The sequence below is a fragment of the Alkalilimnicola ehrlichii MLHE-1 genome (genome assembly GCF_000014785.1).
In the GTDB taxonomy this organism is placed as follows: domain Bacteria; phylum Pseudomonadota; class Gammaproteobacteria; order Nitrococcales; family Halorhodospiraceae; genus Alkalilimnicola; species Alkalilimnicola ehrlichii.
Window position 1 is genome coordinate 409525 of sequence record NC_008340.1, and the last position, 16890, is coordinate 426414.

A 16890-nucleotide genomic window follows, 5' to 3' on the forward strand; every position below is an offset into this window, starting at 1 on the left:
GTCAGGCCGGGTCGACGCAGAACTGCTTGATCAGCCGGCGCAGCCGCTCCACCGTGGGCGTGAGCCGGTCCAGCGCCAGGTATTCGTCCGGCTGGTGGGCCTGGGCGATGTCGCCGGGCCCCATCACCACCACGTCCAGCCCCATGTCGCGCAGGAAGGGTGCCTCGGTGCCGAAGGCCACCGCCTCGGCCGGGAAGCCGGTGAGCTGTTCGCTGGCGCGCACGATCTCCGCCGTCTCCGGGGTGGCCATGGGCTGCAGCCCCGGGAACAGCGAGCGCAGGTGCAGGTAGCGGGCCTGCTCGCCCAGCGCCGCCTCCAGCCGTTGGCGCAGCAGGTAGCGCAGCTCCTCCAGGCCCATTCCCGGCAGCGGGCGGATGTCGATGTGCAGCTCCGCCTCGCCGCAGATGCGGTTGGGGTTGTCGCCGGCGTGCAGGTGCCCCAGGTTCATGGTGGGCACCGGGACGTCGAACCGGGCGTCCTGGTACTGCGCCTGCAGCTCGCCGCGCCACTCCAGCAGGGCGTTGAGCACCCGGGTCATCAGCTCCAGGGCGTTGCGGCCCAGGGCCGGGTTGCTGGAGTGGCCGGAGTGTCCCTCGATGCGGATGGCCTCCATCATCATGCCCTTGTGCGTGCGCACCGGGCGGCCGTTGGTGGGCTCGCCGATGATCGCGTGCCGGCCCAGGGGGTGTTGGCTCTCCACCAGGGCGCGGGCGCCGGTCATGCCCGACTCCTCGTCGGCGGTGGCCAGCAGCACCAGCGGTTGCTTGAGGTCCTGCGCGCGCAGGCCGCGGGCGGCCTCCAGGGCCAGGCCCAGGAAGGACTTCATGTCGGTGGTGCCCAGGCCGTAAAGGCGGCCGTCGCGCTCGGTGAGCACAAAGGGGTCAGAGGTCCAGAGCGCACCGTCGTAGGGTACGGTATCGGTGTGCCCGGAGAGCACCAGCCCGCCGGGGCCGCGGCCCAGGGTGGCGATCAGGTTGGCCTTGTCCGGATGGCCGGGTACCGGCTGGATCTCGCACACGAAGCCGGCGGCCTCGGCCCAGCCGGCGAGCAGATCGATGACCTCGCGGTTGCCCTGGTCCAGGGCCGGGTCCACGCTGCTGACCGAGGGGGTGGCAATCAGCCCCCTCAGCATGTCCATCAATGCCGGCGCCTCACCGCTCATGGCCACCCCGTTGTTCTCCGCTGCTTGTCCCAGGTCGTTACAGGGTATCACCCCAGCCACGGCGGCGCTTCCAGCGGATCCGCGGCAGGATAAGGCCGAGAATGAGCCCCACCAGCAGCACGCCGGCCCCGGCCAGGAACCAGTCGCGCTGGGTCTGGCGGGCGAGGGCGGTCTTGTCCGCCTCCAGTTCACGGATCTCCGCCTGCAGATCGCTGATGGTGGTCTGCAGGCGCTGGTGTTCGTCGGCCAGCTCAAGGCCCTCGCGGGCATCCTCCAGGCGGGCCTCCAGGCGGTCGCGCTCGCTCTCCAGCGCCGCCACCCGTTCGGCCAGCTCGTCGGCGTGCTCGCGGGTCTCGGCCAGTTGCGCCGCCATCTCCTCGCGCGCCTCCTCGGCCGCTTCCACCCGGCGGTTGGCCGCCTCCAGCCGCTGCCGGGCGCTGGGCTCGTTCATCAGGTGCCGGGTCTCGATCCAGCCCTCACGGCCCTGGCCGTCGCGCACCTGGGTCCAGTCACCGCTGCTGTCCAGCTGCTGCAACTGCGTGCCGGAGCTTACGAAGCGCAGGATGCGGTGCTGCATGCTCGGGCCGCTGCGCTTGGCCACCTCGAGCTGATCGCTGACGTAGACCTGGGCATGGGCGGTCAGGGGCAGGGCGGTGAGTAACAGGAGCAACAGCAAGCAAATCCGGCGCACCGGCAACCTCCAGGGCTTCGAGTGGGGTGGACTGGGGCGAGAGTCGCTTCGCCCTCCCGGAGCCCGCGGAAAACGGGGCGGGAGGGCAGAGTTTAGCCGATGGGCGGGCGGGTAAAAACCGTGCGTGCGCGGGTTGCTTGCGTGCGGCCGGCGGCACGCGGCGCTGCTTGGTGAACGCGGGCGGGGGTGCGACAATGCCGCCCCGCCCACCAAGCCCGCTTCGAGGAGGTCCCGATGACGGCAGCATTGCCCCCATTACGCCTGAAACCCGGTGAGGACAAGCGCCTGCGCGCCGGCCACTTGTGGGTGTTCAGCAACGAGGTGGATATCGACGCGACCCCGCTGAAGGCCTTCGAACCGGGCCAGGACGCGCTCCTGGTGGACAGCCGCGGCCACGCCCTGGGCACGGTGTACGTCAACCCGGGCTCGCTGATCTGCGCCCGGCTGGTGAGCCGGGACAGCCGGTACCGGCTGGATGAGTCGCTGCTGGTCCACCGGCTGAAGCTGGCGCTGGGCCTGCGGGAGCGGTTGTTCGATGCGCCCTATTACCGGCTGGTGCATGGTGAGGCGGACGGCCTGCCGGGGCTGGTGATCGACCGGTTCGGTGATGCCTGCGTGGTGCAGGTGAACACGGCGGGGATGGAGCGGGTCCGCGACAGCATTGTCACAGCGCTGGGCCGGGTGCTGGGTGAGGGGCCGGTGCTGTTGCGCTGTGACAGCGCGGTGCGCGAGCTGGAGGGGCTGACGCGGTATCAGGCCTGGGGCAGTGGGCCGGAGGCGCAGACCCTGGAGGTGGTGGAGAACGGGGTGCGCTTCCAGGTGCCCGCGACCACCGGGCAGAAGACCGGCTGGTATTACGACCACCGGATGAACCGTCAGGCGCTGCGGCCCTGGGTCCCGGGGCGGCGGGTGCTGGATGTGTTCAGCTACATGGGCGCTTGGGGGGTGCAGGCGGCGGTGGCCGGCGCGGCCGAGGTCTTCTGCGTCGACAGCTCGGAGCAGGCCCTGGACGGTGTCGCGGAGAATGCCGCCCTGAATGGCGTGTCCGACCAGGTGGCGGGGGTACAGGGGGACGCCTTCGATGCCTTGGCGGAGTTGCGCCAGGCCAATGAGCGCTTCGATGTGGTGGTGGTGGACCCGCCGGCCTTTATCAAGCGCAAGAAGGATTTCCGTCAGGGTTTCAAGGCCTATCAGCGGTTGAACCGGATGGCGATGCAGTTGCTGAACAAGGAGGGCCTGCTGGTGACGGCCTCCTGCTCGGCGCACCTGCCGGAGCAGCGGCTGCTGGACGCGGCCCAGGCGGGGGCGCGCCACCTGGAGCGCAGCCTGCGCGTGGTGGCCCTGGGTCACCAGGGGCCGGACCACCCGGTGCACCCGGCGATCCCCGAGACCCGCTACCTGAAGGCCGCCTTCTGCCGGGTGTTGCCGGCGGGGAGCATGCCTTAGCGGGCTTTTGGCGGCCCTCTCCGCTAGTTGGTGCTGGGGCTCCGCTTTGGTATGGCGGGTGCTGGGTCTGCCGGGGGCTTCGGGGGGTGCGGGTCGGCCCTTGGGGTGCTTCGGTTGCGGATACGCTGTGAATACATCCCTGTACGCTCGAAGGCCGCATCCCTGCGGCCTACGATCCGCAACCGAAGCACCCCAAGGGCCTCTCGGCAGGACCGACCCGGATATACCGTAAGCCTGACAGAGCGTGCACCCCGGACTGAGCCCGAAAAACACCCCCGCACCGGCCGGCTGGTCAGCGCAGCGGGGTCCCGCTAGCAGGTCACCGCTTCATCGAGTCAAAGAACTCGCCGTTGGTCTTGGTGTCCTTCAGCTTGTCCAGCAGGAACTCGATGGCGGCCAGGTCGTCCATCGGGTGCAGCAGCTTGCGCAGGATCCACACCTTCTGCAACTCGTCCGGCTTCATCAGCAACTCCTCGCGGCGGGTGCCCGAACGGTTGATGTTCACCGCCGGGTAGATCCGCTTCTCGGAGATGCGCCGGTCCAAGTGCAGCTCCATATTGCCGGTGCCCTTGAACTCCTCGTAAATCACCTCATCCATCCGCGAGCCGGTGTCCACCAGCGACGTGGCGATGATCGACAGACTGCCGCCTTCCTCCACATTGCGCGCCGCACCGAAGAAACGCTTCGGCCGGTGCAGGGCATTGGCGTCCACACCGCCGGTCAGCACCTTGCCCGACGAAGGCACCACCGTGTTATAGGCCCGGGCCAGACGGGTGATGGAATCCAGCAGGATCACCACATCCTTCTTGTGCTCCACCAGCCGCTTGGCCTTCTCGATCACCATCTCCGCCACCTGCACGTGGCGGCTGGCCGGCTCGTCGAAGGTCGAGGAGACCACCTCGCCGCGCACCGAGCGCTGCATCTCCGTGACCTCCTCCGGGCGCTCGTCGATCAGCAGCACGATCAGATAGGTCTCGGGGTGGTTGGCGGTGATGCTCTGCGCGATGTGCTGCAGCAGCATCGTCTTACCCGCCTTGGGCGGCGAAACCAGCAGGCCGCGCTGGCCCTTACCGATGGGGGCGATCAGGTCGATGATCCGCGCGGTGAGATCTTCCGTGGAGCCGTTGCCGCGCTCCATGCGCATACGCTCGGTGGCGTGCAGCGGCGTGAGGTTCTCGAACAGCACCTTGTGCTTGGCGTTCTCCGGCGGCTCGAAGTTGATCTCATTGACCTTGAGCAGCGCGAAGTAGCGCTCACCATCCTTGGGCGGGCGGATCTTGCCCGCGATGGTGTCGCCGGTGCGCAGCGCGAAGCGCCGGATCTGGCTCGGCGAGACGTAGATATCGTCCGGCCCCGCCATGTATGAACTGTCGGCAGACCTCAGAAAGCCGAAGCCATCCTGCAGGATCTCCAACACGCCATCGCCGTAGATGGGTTCGCCACCTTTGGCCTGCGACTTGAGTATGGAAAAGATGACGTCCTGCTTGCGCGAGCGGGCCGTCCCCTCCACGCCCAGTTCCTGGGCCAGTTTCATCAGTTCAGCGGCGGGTTTCTGTTTTAGTTCCGTCAGGTTCATGGTGTCTGCTTTCGGATCATGGCGGGGTCGGGCAAAGCGCACCGGGCGGTGCCTTTGCGACTGGGAGTCTGGATACAGGTGCTGTTTGAGCTGGGGAGGCGGGGCGCCGCAGGGGCGCCCCGGCTAAAGGCTTTGGGGGCTTACAGGTTGCTGTCGATAAAAGCCGTCAGCTGCGACTTGGACAGGGCACCCACCTTGGTGGCCTCCACACCGCCGTTCTTGAACAGCATCAGCGTGGGGATACCACGGATGCCGTACTTCGGCGGGGTTTCCGGGTTCTCGTCGATGTTCAGCTTGACCACCTTGAGCTTGCCCGCGTATTCGGAGGCGACCTCGTCCAGGATCGGGGTGATCATCTTGCACGGACCGCACCAGTCGGCCCAGTAGTCCACGAGTACCGGCTCGCCGGCCTTGATCACTTCGTCTTCGAAATTCTGATCGGTGGCGTGCACGATCTGTCCGCTCACGATAAAGCCTCCCGATTGGCTGTTCGGCGTAAAATGATGCGCTTAGGGGATTTAAGGGGATAGTACTCGCTTATTGGCTGAGCAGGTACCCGGGATGACGCTGGCTGCAGGTATGAGCCTACCTATTTTGCGCTAACGATAGCGGGCGCGGGTTGGCGTGTCAAATGGCGTAATGTCGCGTTTATCCAGTGACCTGGGCCGGCGGCAGCACCTGGCGGAAGCAGCCCAGCAGCGGCACGTCGGCGGCCATGAGCGGCGCGGACCCGCTGTCCGGCTGGCGGATGCCCAGTACCGTGGCGATGCCATAGCGCCGGGCGCTGGCCAATGCGGCCAGGTTATCGTCAATCAGCACACTGCGCCCGGGCCGGAAGGGCGCGCGCTGTTGCAGCCGGTGCCAGAAGCCGTCCTCCTCCTTGGGCCGCTCCAGCTCATGGGCGCTCACCGCCGCGTCCAGGTGGGCGGCCAGGCCCGTGTGCGCCATCTTCAGTCGCAACACATCCGGGTGGGCATTGGTCACCAGGACCCGGCGCTTGCCACTGCGGCCCAGGGCCTGGAGAAAGTCCCGGGCGTAGGGGCGCCAGTCAATCAGGTGGGCGATCTCCCGTTTCAGCGCCATCATATCCACCGCCAGCTCCCGGCTCCAGTAATCCAGGCAGTACCACTCGATCCGCCCCTGAAGCCGTGCCATCCGCGGGAACACCTCCTGCTCGGCCTGAGCCGGCTCCAGGCCCTTCAGGGTCGCCAGCCGGTGGGGCAGGTGGTGTTTCCAGAAGAGGTTGTCGAAGCGCAGATCGAGCAGCGTGCCGTCCATGTCCAGCAGGACGGTGTCGGTGCGGGACCAATCGATGGTGGGCGCGGTGGTTGCCATGGCTGGATTCTACCACCCGGGGCGGTACTGGGGTATGCGCGGCGGGCGTGTACAATCGAAACCTGGTTACCGGATTGAGAGTGCCGCGCCCCATGAGCAAGTACCCCGAGATCCTGCATCGCCGCACGGTGGCCCGTTCGCGGCTCTTCCGCGTCGAGGCGGTGGGGCTGCGTTTCAGTAACGGTGCCGAGGTGGAGTACGAACGTCTGGGCGGGACCTCCCACGGTGCGGTGCTGATCGTGGCCGTGGACGGCCAGGGGCGGGCGCAGTTGATCCGGGAATACGCGGCCGGCACCGGGCGTTACGAGCTGGGCCTGCCCAAGGGGCGGGTGGAGAAGGACGAGCCGCTGCTGGATGCCGCCAACCGTGAACTGCAGGAGGAGGTGGGCGTGGCCGCCCGGCGGCTCGAGTGGCTGCGCTCGCTGAGCCTGGCGCCCGGCTACCTCGCCCACCGCACCGAGGTGATCCTGGCGCAGGATCTCTACCCCTCCCGTCTGCCCGGCGACGAACCGGAGCCTATCCAGGTGGTGCCCTGGGCGCTGGACGACCTGGAGGGCTTACTGGCCCAGGAGGACTTCAGCGAAGCGCGCAGCCTCGCCGCCCTCTACCTGGCCCGCGACCACCTGCGGGCCCGCGAGGCCCGGTAACCGGCCAGCGCTTCAGACCGCCACCGGCGCCTTGATCGGCGGGTGGTGCTGATAACCCTCCAGGGCGATGTCCTCGTAACGGAAGGCGAACAGGTCCCGGACCTCCGGGTTCAGGCGCAATCGCGGCAGGGGCAGCGGCTCGCGCTGCAGCTGCCGGTCCGCCTGTTCCAGGTGGTTGGTGTAGAGGTGGCAGTCGCCGCCGGTCCAGATGAACTCCCCCGGTTTCAGGTCGCAGACCTGGGCCACCATATGGGTCAGCAGGGCGTAGCTGGCGATGTTGAAGGGCAGCCCCAGGAAGATGTCCGCGCTGCGCTGGTAGAGCTGACAGGAGAGCCGGCCCTCGGCGACATAGAACTGGAACAGGGTATGGCAGGGGGGCAGCGCCATATTGGGCAGTTCACCCACATTCCAGGCCGAGACCAGGTGGCGCCGGGAGTCCGGGTGCTCGCGCAGGTCCCGCAGCACCTGGGCCAGCTGATCCACCCGCCGGCCATCGGGGGTGGGCCAGGAGCGCCACTGCACCCCGTAGATCGGCCCCAGGTCGCCGTTCTCATCCGCCCACTCGTCCCAGATGCTGACGCCATTGGCCTTGAGGTAGGCGATGTTGCTATCGCCGCTGAGAAACCAGAGCAGCTCGTGGATGATCGAGCGCAGGTGCAACTTCTTGGTGGTGACCACCGGGAAGCCGCGGCTGAGATCGAAGCGCATCTGATGGCCAAACACCGACAGGGTGCCGGTACCGGTGCGATCGCTCTTGGGGGTGCCGTGGTGGCGCACGTGCGCCATGAGGTCCAGGTAGGCTTGCATAAGCTCCGTGAGGTCCGGGGTTCAGAGAGTGCCCGCCGCCGCACCAGTGGGGGCGGCGGCAGCGGGTGCCCACCGGGATTATGCCTTGGGATCCGACTCGGTGTCTTCGTCCGTGGCCTGGATGGAGCGGTCGGAGGGCAGTTCCAGGAAGCTTTCGTCGATATCGTCCACCGGCAGCGGCACCCGCTGCTGCTGCCAGATGCTCTCGTCCTGGGCGCGGCGTAGCCGCGGCATCTGCTCGCTGAAGCCGCCGGGGTCGGAAGGCCGGCGATACTCCTCCTGCGCCCCGGTGGGGCGAAGGTAGGCCTGATAGACGCTCTGGATGCCCCGGGCCGAAAGCTCCTGGTATTGTCCGCGGCCCGCCCGGCTGGTGCCGATGGAGCCGGCCGGTTGTGGGGCGCCGCGCAGGGGCTCGCGCCGCTGGTGTCGCCCCGCCGCGTGGATGCGGCTGAGGGTGGCCTCGAGCTGGCGCCGCAGGGTGCGCTCCCGGCTCAGCGCCTTGCGCAGGCGCTCGTTCTCCGTGCGGATCCGGTGCAGCTCCTGCTCCGTGTTGGCCCAGGCGGCGCGGCTGGCCTCGTGCACCCGCTCGGGGTCGACGCCGGCCCGGCCCTGCAGGGCCTCCTCCTGATCCAGCAGCTTCTGGGTGAGTTCCTCATGCTGCTCCCGCAGCTGGGTGAGTTCCGCCTTGGTGCGTTTCAGCTCGCCACGCAGATGGGCCAGGCTCTCCTCGGCGCGCCGGCGCTTGGCCACCTCGCTGGCCTGTGAGCGCAGGTGGCGGTTCTCGATACGCTGGCGGCTGGCCTCGAGCTCGGCCCGGTAATAGGCGGCGTCCTCCGCCAGCCGGGCGCGCGCCTCCTGCAGCTCGCGCCGGAGCCGGTTTATCTCCTGCTGATGCGTGGGGTTCGGGTCGCCCGATTTCGCGCTCTGCATATCAGCCTCAGCCTGAAGGGGGCGGCGGACCACACCGGGGGGTCGCCGCCCGGAGCCACAGGCACCCGGCGGCGCAGTCGGCCCATCTCTAGTCCTTTTATACTATCGTGCCTGGCTGCGCCACTCCAGCGGCAGGCCGGAAAGGGCGGGGAGGCGATGCATCGATCCACCGCATCGGTTATCATGGCGGGTCTATCCTGGGCGAGGCCGGAGCCCGTCCGTCCCAAGCCTACCCGACAACCACGTCAGTCTCGTGCAGTGCAGGAGCCTCAATGTTCTCCCGTGATATGACCATCGCCAGCTTTGACCCGGAACTCTCCGAGGCCATGGAGGCCGAGCGCCGTCGGCAGGAGGATCACATCGAGCTGATCGCCTCCGAGAACTACGCCAGCCCCCGGGTGCTCGAGGCCCAGGGCAGCGTACTCACCAACAAGTATGCCGAGGGCTACCCGGGCAAGCGCTATTACGGGGGCTGCGAGCATGTGGACGAGGCCGAGCGCCTGGCCATCGAGCGGGCCAAGCAGCTCTTTGGCGCCGACTACGCCAATGTGCAGCCGCACTCCGGCTCCCAGGCCAACGCGGCCGTCTATCTGGCGCTGCTCCAGCCCGGCGACACCATCCTGGGCATGAGCCTGGACCACGGCGGGCACCTGACCCACGGCGCCAAGGTGAACTTCTCCGGGCGGCTGTTCAACGCCGTGCAGTACGGCGTCTGCCCCGACACCGGCGAGCTGGACTACGCCCAGCTCGAGCGCCTGGCCAAGGAGCACCAGCCGAAGATGATTATCGGCGGCTTCTCCGCCTACTCCCGGGTGGTGGACTGGCAGCGCCTGCGCGACATCGCCGATTCGGTGGGCGCCTACCTGCTGGTGGATATGGCCCACGTGGCGGGCCTGGTCGCCGCCGGTGTCTACCCGAGCCCGGTGCAGATCGCCGATGTCACCACCACCACCACCCACAAGACCCTGCGCGGCCCGCGCGGTGGCCTGATCCTGGCCCGGGCCAACGCCGAGGTGGAGAAAAAGCTCAACTCGCTGGTCTTCCCCGGCACCCAGGGCGGGCCGCTGATGCACGCCATCGCCGGCAAGGCCGTGGCCTTCAAAGAGGCCCTGGAGCCGGAGTTCAAGGCCTATCAGCAGCAGGTGGTCGCAAACGCCCGGGCGATGGCCCAGGGGCTGATCGAGCGCGGCTACAAGGTGGTCTCGGGCGGCACCGACAATCACCTGTTCCTGATCGACCTGGTGGACAAGGGGCTGACCGGCAAGGCCGCCGACGCCGCCCTGGGCAAGGCGCACATCACGGTCAACAAGAACACCGTGCCCAACGATCCGCAGTCGCCCTTTGTCACCTCCGGCCTGCGCATTGGCACCCCGGCGATCACCACCCGCGGCTTCAAGGAAGAGGAGTGCCGCGAGCTGGCTGGTTGGATGGCCGACGTGCTGGATGACATCGAGAACGAGGACGTGATTGCGCGGGTGCGCGAGCAGGTCACCCAGGTCTGCCGCCGCCTGCCGGTCTACCAACAGGGCTGAGGCCTTTACGTGATGCGTTGCCCTTACTGCCAGTTCGAGGACACCCGGGTGATCGACTCCCGCCTGGCCAGTGAGGGCGAGCAGGTGCGCCGCCGCCGCGAGTGCAACCGCTGCGGCGAGCGCTTCACCACCTACGAGACCGCCGAGCTGGCGCTGCCGCGCATCGTCAAGCGGGATGGCACCCGCGAGCCCTGGGACGAGGGCAAGCTGCGCCAGGGCATGCTGCGGGCGCTGGAAAAGCGGCCGGTGGCCACCGAGGCGGTGGAGGCGGCGCTGTTCCGCATCCGTCAGCGCCTGCGCGCCACCGGCGAGCGCGAGGTGTCGGCCTCGCAGCTCGGCGAGTGGGTCATGGAGGAGCTGCGCGAGCTCGACCAGGTGGCCTACGTGCGTTTCGCCTCCGTCTACCGCAGCTTCGAGGACGTGTCCGCCTTCCGGGAGGTCATCGAAGGGCTGGAGAAGCGGTAGCGCGCCCGCCATGTCCGGTTTCTCCCCCGCCGACAACCTCTTCATGGGCCGGGCCCTGCGCCTGGCCCGCCGCCCGCAGCAGCCGCCCCATCCCAACCCCGCCGTCGGCTGCGTGCTGGTGCGCGACGGGCTTATCGTCGGCGAGGGCTGGCATGAGCGGGCGGGCGAGCCCCACGCGGAGGCCATGGCCCTGCACCGGGCCGGCGAGCAGGCCAGCGGCGCCACCGCCTACGTCACCCTGGAGCCGTGCAGCCACCACGGCCGCACCCCGCCCTGCAGCGAGGCCCTGCTGGCGGCCGGCGTGGTCCGGGTGGTGGCGGCCATGACCGACCCCAACCCGCAGGTGGCCGGCCGCGGGCTGCGCCGCTTGCGCGCCGCCGGGCTGGAGGTGGCCACCGGCTTGATGGCCGAGCAGGCGGCGGCGCTGAACCCCGGCTTCACCCAGCGGATGCGCACCGGGCGGCCCTGGCTGCGGCTGAAATCGGCGGCCAGTCTCGACGGGCGGACCGCCATGGCCTCCGGCGAGAGCCGCTGGATCACCTCGCCCCAGGCCCGGGCCGACGTCCACCGCTGGCGGGCGCGCAGCGACGCCATGCTCACCGGCATCGGCACCGTGCTGGCGGACGACCCGCGCCTGGATGTCCGCGATGCCGGCATCGAGGCGCCGCGCCAGCCGCGCCGCTGCGTGCTCGACCGCGACCTGCGGACCCCCGCGGACGCGGTCCTGCTCCGCGGCGAGGGCGCGACCCTGTTCCACGGCCCGGACGTGGCCGCCGGACAGATCCGGCGGCTGACCGACGCCGGCGCCCACTGCGTGGCGCTGCCGCTGGCGGACGGGCGCCTGGACCTGGGCGCGGCCCTGGACTGGCTGGGCGGTCAGGGGTGCAATGAGGTGCTGGTGGAGGCCGGGCCGACCCTGGGCGGGGCCTTGAGCCGCGCCGGTCTGGTGGATGAATGGCTGCTCTACCTGGCGCCCCACCTGATGGGCGACGCGGCGCGGCCGCTGCTGCACTGGCCGGGGCTGGAGACGATGAGCCAGCGCCAGCCCCTCCGGGTGCAGGACTGCCGCTTGGTGGGGCCGGATCTGCGGTTGACGCTGCGGCTGGGGAGCGGGACCTGATAGACTCGCGGGTTGTTGTGGGAGGGGTGTCGTGTTCACCGGGATCGTACAAGCAGTGGGCCGTATCCAGCGCCGGGACCCCCGGGGCGAGGACATGCGGTTGTGGATCGCCGCCGGCGATTTGGACCTGACCGGCGTGCGGCTGGGCGACAGCATCGCCGTCAACGGCGTCTGTCTCACCGCCGTGGAGCTGACGGCCGATGCCTTCGCCGCCGATGTCTCGGTGGAGACCCTGCGGCTCACCAGCCTGGGTGACCTGGGCGAGGGCGATGCGCTCAACCTGGAGCTGGCCCTCACCCTGCAGACCCCGCTGGGCGGCCATCTGGTCAGCGGCCACGTGGACGGCCTGGGCGAGGTGGTCTCGCGCCGCCCCGCCGGGCGCAGCGAGGTCTGGCGCTTCCGCGCCCCCGAGGGGCTGGCCCGCTACATCGCCGCCAAGGGCTCGATCACCGTGGACGGTGTAAGCCTCACGGTGAACGGGGTGGACGGCGCCGAGTTTGAGGTCAACCTGGTGCCCCACACCCTGGAGGTCACCCGTCTGGGGCAATTGCGCCCGGGCAGCCGGGTGAACCTCGAGGTGGATATCATCGCCCGCTACCTGGAGCGCCTGCTGACGGCCGGCGGCACGGGTGGTCAGGGCGTGACCCGAGAATTCCTGGAGGCGCACGGCTTTGGCCGGGTGCCGGGGAGCAAGTGAATGGCGTTCAACAGCATCGACGAGATCATCGAGGACCTGCGCGAAGGGCGCATGGCGGTCATCCTGGACGACGAGGACCGGGAGAACGAGGGCGACCTGGTCATGGCGGCCAGCATGGTCCGGCCCGACGACATCAACTTCATGGCCCGCTACGGCCGCGGTCTCATCTGCCTGACCCTCACCCGCGAGCGCTGCGAGCAGCTCCGGCTGCCGCTCATGGTCCAGGACACCGAGCAGGCCCAGTCCACCAACTTCACCGTCTCCATCGAGGCCGCCACCGGCGTGACCACCGGCATCTCCGCCGCGGACCGGGCGCGCACCGTGCAGGCCGCGGTGGCGCCGCACGCAAAGCCCGAGGACCTGGTCCAACCGGGGCACATCTTCCCGCTCATGGCCCAGCCCGGCGGCGTGCTCACCCGCGCCGGGCACACCGAGGCCGGCTGCGACCTGGCCCGCCTGGCCGGTTTCGAGCCCTCGGCGGTGATCGTCGAGATCCTCAAAGAGGACGGCACCATGGCCCGGCGCGACGACCTGATGGCCTTCGCCCGCGAGCACAACCTGAAGATCGGCACGGTCGCCGACCTGATCGCCTACCGCGTCCGCAACGAGCGCTCGGTGGAACGGGTGGGCGAATGCGACCTGCCCACCGAGCACGGCATCTTCCACCTCTACGCCTACCAGGACAACGTGGACAATGCCCTGCACTTCGCCCTGGTCAAGGGCCGGCCCCAGCCGGACACCCCCACCCTGGTCCGGGTGCACGTCCAGAACACCCTCTCCGACGTCTTCGCCAGCGATGGGCCGCACTGCGGTTGGCCGCTGCGCGCCGCCATGCGCCAGGTGGCCGAGGCCGGGGAGGGCGTGGTGGTGGTGCTGCGCCGGCGCGACGACAGCGACGACATCCTCAAGCGCATGCGCGCCTACCAGGTGCAGGCCAGTCAGGCCGACGAGAGCGAGGAGGCGCGCTCCAGCAGTGATCTGCGCACCTACGGCCTGGGCGCGCAGATCCTCACCGACGTGGGCGTGCGCCGTATGCGCGTACTGTCCGCCCCCAAGCGTATGCACGCCATTTCCGGCTTCGGCATGGAAGTGGTGGAATACGTAGAGCCTGAATAGACGGAACGGCCCATGAATATCATCGAAGGCGACTTTCAGAATCCCGGATCGGCCCGCTTCGCCATCGTGGCGGCGCGGTTCAACGACTTCGTGGTCGGCCACCTGGTGGAAGGGGCGGCCGACGCCCTGCGCCGCCACGGCGTGCCCGACGACCACATCGACCTGATCCGCGTGCCCGGGTCGTTTGAGCTGCCGCTGGCGGTGCAACAGACCGCCGAGGCCGGCCGCTACAGCGCCGTCATCGCCCTCGGCGCGGTGATCCGCGGCGGCACCCCCCACTTTGAGTACGTGGCCTCGGAGTGCACCAAGGGCGTGGCCGCCACCATGATGGACACCGGCCTGCCCATCGCCTTCGGCGTGCTGACCGTGGACACCATCGAACAGGCCATCGAGCGCTCCGGCACCAAGGCCGGCAACAAGGGGGCCGAGGCCGCCCTGTCGGCGCTGGAGATGGTCTCGCTGATGAAGAAGCTGGCGGAATGAGCACATCGGAGTCCCCCAACACCCCCGGCCAGGGCCGCCGCGCCCGCGCCCGGGCCCGTGAACTGGCCCTGCTGGCCCTCTATCAGTGGCAGATGACCGGCCAGGACCTGGGCGCCATCGAGGCCCAGCACCTGGAGATCGACCCGGAGGAGCCGCCGGTGGAGGCGGGCGACGACGAGCACTACCCGCGCTATCCCCACGACGGCCTGGACCGGCCCTATTTCCGGGCCCTGCTCCACGGCGTGCCCGCCCGGCTCAACGACCTGGACCAGGCGCTGGAGCCGCTGCTCGACCGCCCGCTGCGCACCCTCGACCCGCTGGAGAAGGCGCTGCTGCGCCTGGGTGCCTGGGAACTGTCCGAGCGCATGGACACCCCCTGGCGGGTGATCATCAACGAGGCGGTCAACCTGGCCAAGCGCTTCGGCGCCGAGCAGAGCCACCGCTACATCAACGGCGTACTGGACAAGCTCGCCCGCGGCCTGCCCCTGCGCGCCACCGAGATCGAGGCCGACCGCAAACGCCGGGGGCGCTGACCATGCCCCTCCCACCCGCCGCCGAGCGCACCCCCATCCACCGCCGCCAGATCGAGTGCGACGGCTATCGGCGCGAGGCTGGCGAAGCGGTCCAGGTGCTGTACCCGCGCCACTTCCGCCCCGAGGAGTGAGGCCCGGCGGATGGACGAATTTCAACTCATCCGCAGCTACTTCCAGCCCGACGCCAGGGGCGAGGGCGTGGTGTTGGGGGTGGGTGACGACGCCGCCCTGCTGCAGCCCGCCCCGGGCCAACTGCTGGTCACCTGCGTGGACACCCTGGTGGCCGGCGTGCACTTCCCCGAAGACGCCCCGCCGGACGCCGTCGGCCACAAGGCCCTGGCGGTGAACCTCAGCGACCTGGCCGCCATGGGCGCCCGCCCCCGCTGGTTCCAGTTGGCGCTCACCCTCCCGGAGATCGACGAGGCCTGGCTGGCGGCCTTCTCCAGCGGCCTGCACCGCCTGGCCGCCGAGCAGGACGTGGCCCTGGTCGGCGGCGACACCACCCGCGGGCCCCTCACCATCACGGTCCAGGCCATGGGCGAGGTGGCGCCCGCGCAGGCATTGCGCCGGACCGGCGCCCGCGCCGGCGACCGGCTCTACGTGACCGGCACCCTGGGTGATGCCGCCCAGGGGCTGGCCCTGTGGCAGCGGGGCGTGCGGTCTGCCGGCGGAGATGACCCGGCCGGCTTTCTGATCGACCGGCTGCACCGCCCCACCCCCCGGATGGCCGCAGGCCGCGCGGCGGCGGGCCTGGCTCGGGCCGCCATCGATATCTCCGACGGCCTGCTCGCGGACCTGGGGCACCTGTTGGAAGGTGGCGAAGGGCTGGGGGCCGTGCTGCAGGCCGACAGCCTGCCGCTCTCGCCCGCGTACCGCGCGCACTGCGAAGACTCTTTACCGGGGCGGGCGGCCCTGTCCGGGGGCGACGACTACGAGTTGCTGTTTGCGGTGGCCCCCGAGAACGAGGCGGCATTCCAAACGGCCCTGCAACATGTGCCGGCTGGATGCACCTGCATTGGCTGGATCACCGAGGATTCGGCGATTACCCTGCAAGGGGACGGAAAGGCGCAGGTCCTGACCCGCCAGGGGTATCAGCACTTCAACTAGCCGGCCGGGGTGGCCGGCCCCAAGCCAATCGGACGGCATGATTCGAAGCCTCATATACGACACCCTCATCCTCAGGCTCACCTCCCGGTGGTATGCCGAGGTGCTTGATCGCCTGCCTGAAGACGCGACCCTGCTGGATGTAGGTATCGGCACCGCCGGTGCGCTGCTGGCAAACGCGGACCGGGTCGTGCAAAAACGGCTGCGCATCACCGGCATCGACATCGACACCGACTACGTGGACCGCGCCCGCAGCCGGATTCGCGATTCCGCCCTGGCCGATCGCGTCGGCGTGCAACTGGAGTCCGTCTACGACCACCAGGGCGGCCCCTACGACGCGGTCTACTTCTCCGGCAGTTTTATGCTGCTACCGGAGCCCGAGCAGGCGCTGCGCCACTGCGCCTCGCTGCTGAAACCGGACGGGCGCATCTACTTCACCCAGACCATCCAGAAGCGGCCCAGCCGGTGGATGGAAACCCTTAAGCCGATGCTGAAGCGGGTCACCACCATCGACTTCGGCCGAGTGACCTACGAGGACGAATTCAGGGCGGAGATTCGGGCGGCCGGGTTGGCGTTGGAGGAATTTACCCTGTTGGCACACCACGGCAGTCGTGCGTCTTGCATCGCGGTCGCGCGGCCAGCGCATGCATCAGGACCGTGGCCAACCCACCAACGCCCTTAGTGGATTCGCACAGAAGAGCGCGCTAGGTTTGGTGTAAACCAAGTACCAGCCCCGCTGCCGCCCCGACCGCCTGGAGAAGTGCACGAGCGGCAATGTAGGCCGAAACCATGAATGCCCCCAAGTGCGCCACCTCGCCACGTAACGCCGCGCCTTTCCGATATGGAAGTGACACCCCCAAAGGCAAGACCGGCAAGGCCGACTGGGCGCTGAGCCTGATCGGCAAGCTCTACCGCATCGAACGCGAGGGCAAGCCCCTCGATGCCGACGGCTGCCTGGCGCTGCGCCGGCCGCTGATCGACAAACTCCAGCGCTGGCTAGAGAAGTCCATCACCCAGGTGCCGCCGAAGACCGCCATCCGGCCCTTCGTGGTGGGCCGAAAAAAACCGCCTCAGATGGTGATGCGCTAACACCGCAAAGTAGGCCGGCCGCACCGAGCAGCAGGCCGATGACCAGCACCGTGCCGATGGGCGTCGCCCACGCCTGCTGGACCACCGGGGCCTGTTCCCCCAGCCATACGCGCCCGTCGCCACCACTGAAAGGCACCGGCCTGGTCCGGCTGAGGCT

The 16890-nt window shown here is 69.2% G+C and carries 19 protein-coding genes and 1 pseudogene; 13 read left to right on the forward strand and 7 right to left on the reverse strand.

The features are described from left to right. Position 1 precedes the first annotated feature (1 nt). Both argE and MLG_RS01855 read right to left on the reverse strand, forming a co-directional pair. On the reverse strand, positions 2 to 1162 hold the full coding sequence (argE, locus tag MLG_RS01850) for an acetylornithine deacetylase (protein ID WP_041717868.1): 1161 nt from the start codon (positions 1160 to 1162) through the stop codon (positions 2 to 4). Between the two features lie 37 nt (positions 1163 to 1199). Next, positions 1200 to 1853, reverse strand: coding sequence for a TIGR04211 family SH3 domain-containing protein (locus MLG_RS01855; protein WP_041717869.1), 654 nt, complete (start codon positions 1851 to 1853; stop codon positions 1200 to 1202). 234 nt (positions 1854 to 2087) lie between these two features. Between MLG_RS01855 and MLG_RS01860 the strand changes: the two genes are divergently transcribed. Continuing rightward, entirely contained in the window at positions 2088 to 3299 is a 1212-nt protein-coding gene (locus MLG_RS01860) for a class I SAM-dependent rRNA methyltransferase (RefSeq protein WP_011628117.1), read from the forward strand. Between the two features lie 319 nt (positions 3300 to 3618). Here MLG_RS01860 and rho read toward each other — a convergent pair whose 3' ends face one another. The 3 genes from rho to yrfG all read right to left on the reverse strand — a co-directional run bounded on the left by rho (position 3619) and on the right by yrfG (position 6210). After that, entirely contained in the window at positions 3619 to 4875 is a 1257-nt protein-coding gene (gene rho / locus MLG_RS01865; protein WP_011628118.1) for a transcription termination factor Rho, read from the reverse strand. A gap of 140 nt (positions 4876 to 5015) precedes the next feature. Continuing rightward, positions 5016 to 5342 carry a thioredoxin TrxA gene (gene trxA, locus MLG_RS01870; RefSeq protein ID WP_011628119.1) on the reverse strand — a complete coding sequence of 109 codons (327 nt, stop codon included), beginning with the start codon at positions 5340 to 5342 and terminating at the stop codon, positions 5016 to 5018. A 181-nt stretch (positions 5343 to 5523) separates the two neighbouring features. Continuing rightward, complete coding sequence (gene yrfG, locus MLG_RS01875; protein ID WP_011628120.1) at positions 5524 to 6210, reverse strand: GMP/IMP nucleotidase; 687 nt, start codon at positions 6208 to 6210, stop codon at positions 5524 to 5526. A 92-nt stretch (positions 6211 to 6302) separates the two neighbouring features. Here yrfG and nudE point away from each other — a divergent pair, with 92 nt between their 5' ends. Then, positions 6303 to 6857: an ADP compounds hydrolase NudE gene (nudE, locus tag MLG_RS01880; protein ID WP_041717870.1), complete on the forward strand. Its 555-nt coding sequence runs from the start codon at positions 6303 to 6305 to the stop codon at positions 6855 to 6857. 12 nt (positions 6858 to 6869) lie between these two features. Here nudE and MLG_RS01885 read toward each other — a convergent pair whose 3' ends face one another. Both MLG_RS01885 and MLG_RS01890 read right to left on the reverse strand, forming a co-directional pair. Beyond that, a complete protein-coding gene (locus MLG_RS01885) occupies positions 6870 to 7664 on the reverse strand; it encodes a thymidylate synthase (protein WP_011628122.1) in 795 nt (264 codons plus the stop codon). A 78-nt stretch (positions 7665 to 7742) separates the two neighbouring features. Further along, complete coding sequence (locus tag MLG_RS01890; RefSeq protein ID WP_011628123.1) at positions 7743 to 8594, reverse strand: hypothetical protein; 852 nt, start codon at positions 8592 to 8594, stop codon at positions 7743 to 7745. Between the two features lie 272 nt (positions 8595 to 8866). Here MLG_RS01890 and glyA point away from each other — a divergent pair, with 272 nt between their 5' ends. The 11 genes and pseudogenes from glyA to MLG_RS15325 form a co-directional block, all read left to right on the forward strand. Beyond that, a complete protein-coding gene (gene glyA / locus MLG_RS01895; RefSeq protein WP_011628124.1) occupies positions 8867 to 10126 on the forward strand; it encodes a serine hydroxymethyltransferase in 1260 nt (419 codons plus the stop codon). Between the two features lie 12 nt (positions 10127 to 10138). Beyond that, positions 10139 to 10591, forward strand: a complete 453-nt coding sequence (nrdR, locus tag MLG_RS01900) for a transcriptional regulator NrdR (RefSeq protein ID WP_041717871.1) — start codon at positions 10139 to 10141, stop codon at positions 10589 to 10591. Between the two features lie 10 nt (positions 10592 to 10601). Then, complete coding sequence (ribD, locus tag MLG_RS01905) at positions 10602 to 11711, forward strand: bifunctional diaminohydroxyphosphoribosylaminopyrimidine deaminase/5-amino-6-(5-phosphoribosylamino)uracil reductase RibD (protein WP_011628126.1); 1110 nt, start codon at positions 10602 to 10604, stop codon at positions 11709 to 11711. A gap of 31 nt (positions 11712 to 11742) precedes the next feature. Further along, positions 11743 to 12408 carry a riboflavin synthase gene (locus tag MLG_RS01910; RefSeq protein WP_011628127.1) on the forward strand — a complete coding sequence of 222 codons (666 nt, stop codon included), beginning with the start codon at positions 11743 to 11745 and terminating at the stop codon, positions 12406 to 12408. Continuing rightward, entirely contained in the window at positions 12409 to 13524 is a 1116-nt protein-coding gene (gene ribBA, locus MLG_RS01915; protein ID WP_011628128.1) for a bifunctional 3,4-dihydroxy-2-butanone-4-phosphate synthase/GTP cyclohydrolase II, read from the forward strand. 12 nt (positions 13525 to 13536) lie between these two features. After that, positions 13537 to 14007: a 6,7-dimethyl-8-ribityllumazine synthase gene (gene ribH / locus MLG_RS01920; RefSeq protein ID WP_011628129.1), complete on the forward strand. Its 471-nt coding sequence runs from the start codon at positions 13537 to 13539 to the stop codon at positions 14005 to 14007. Continuing rightward, the gene (gene nusB / locus MLG_RS01925) at positions 14004 to 14540 is read left to right on the forward strand and encodes a transcription antitermination factor NusB (RefSeq protein ID WP_011628130.1); all 537 of its coding nucleotides are present in this window, start codon (positions 14004 to 14006) and stop codon (positions 14538 to 14540) included. The genes ribH and nusB overlap by 4 nt, the downstream gene beginning before the upstream one ends. Before the next feature lie 2 nt (positions 14541 to 14542). Then, entirely contained in the window at positions 14543 to 14671 is a 129-nt protein-coding gene (locus MLG_RS15635) for a DUF2889 domain-containing protein (RefSeq protein WP_232209274.1), read from the forward strand. A gap of 10 nt (positions 14672 to 14681) precedes the next feature. Beyond that, the gene (thiL, locus tag MLG_RS01930; protein WP_011628131.1) at positions 14682 to 15647 is read left to right on the forward strand and encodes a thiamine-phosphate kinase; all 966 of its coding nucleotides are present in this window, start codon (positions 14682 to 14684) and stop codon (positions 15645 to 15647) included. A gap of 40 nt (positions 15648 to 15687) precedes the next feature. After that, complete coding sequence (locus tag MLG_RS01935; RefSeq protein ID WP_041718192.1) at positions 15688 to 16326, forward strand: class I SAM-dependent methyltransferase; 639 nt, start codon at positions 15688 to 15690, stop codon at positions 16324 to 16326. 173 nt (positions 16327 to 16499) lie between these two features. Continuing rightward, positions 16500 to 16682: pseudogene (locus MLG_RS15325) on the forward strand (IS66 family transposase); the annotation flags it as partial. Between the last annotated feature and the right edge of the window lie 208 nt (positions 16683 to 16890).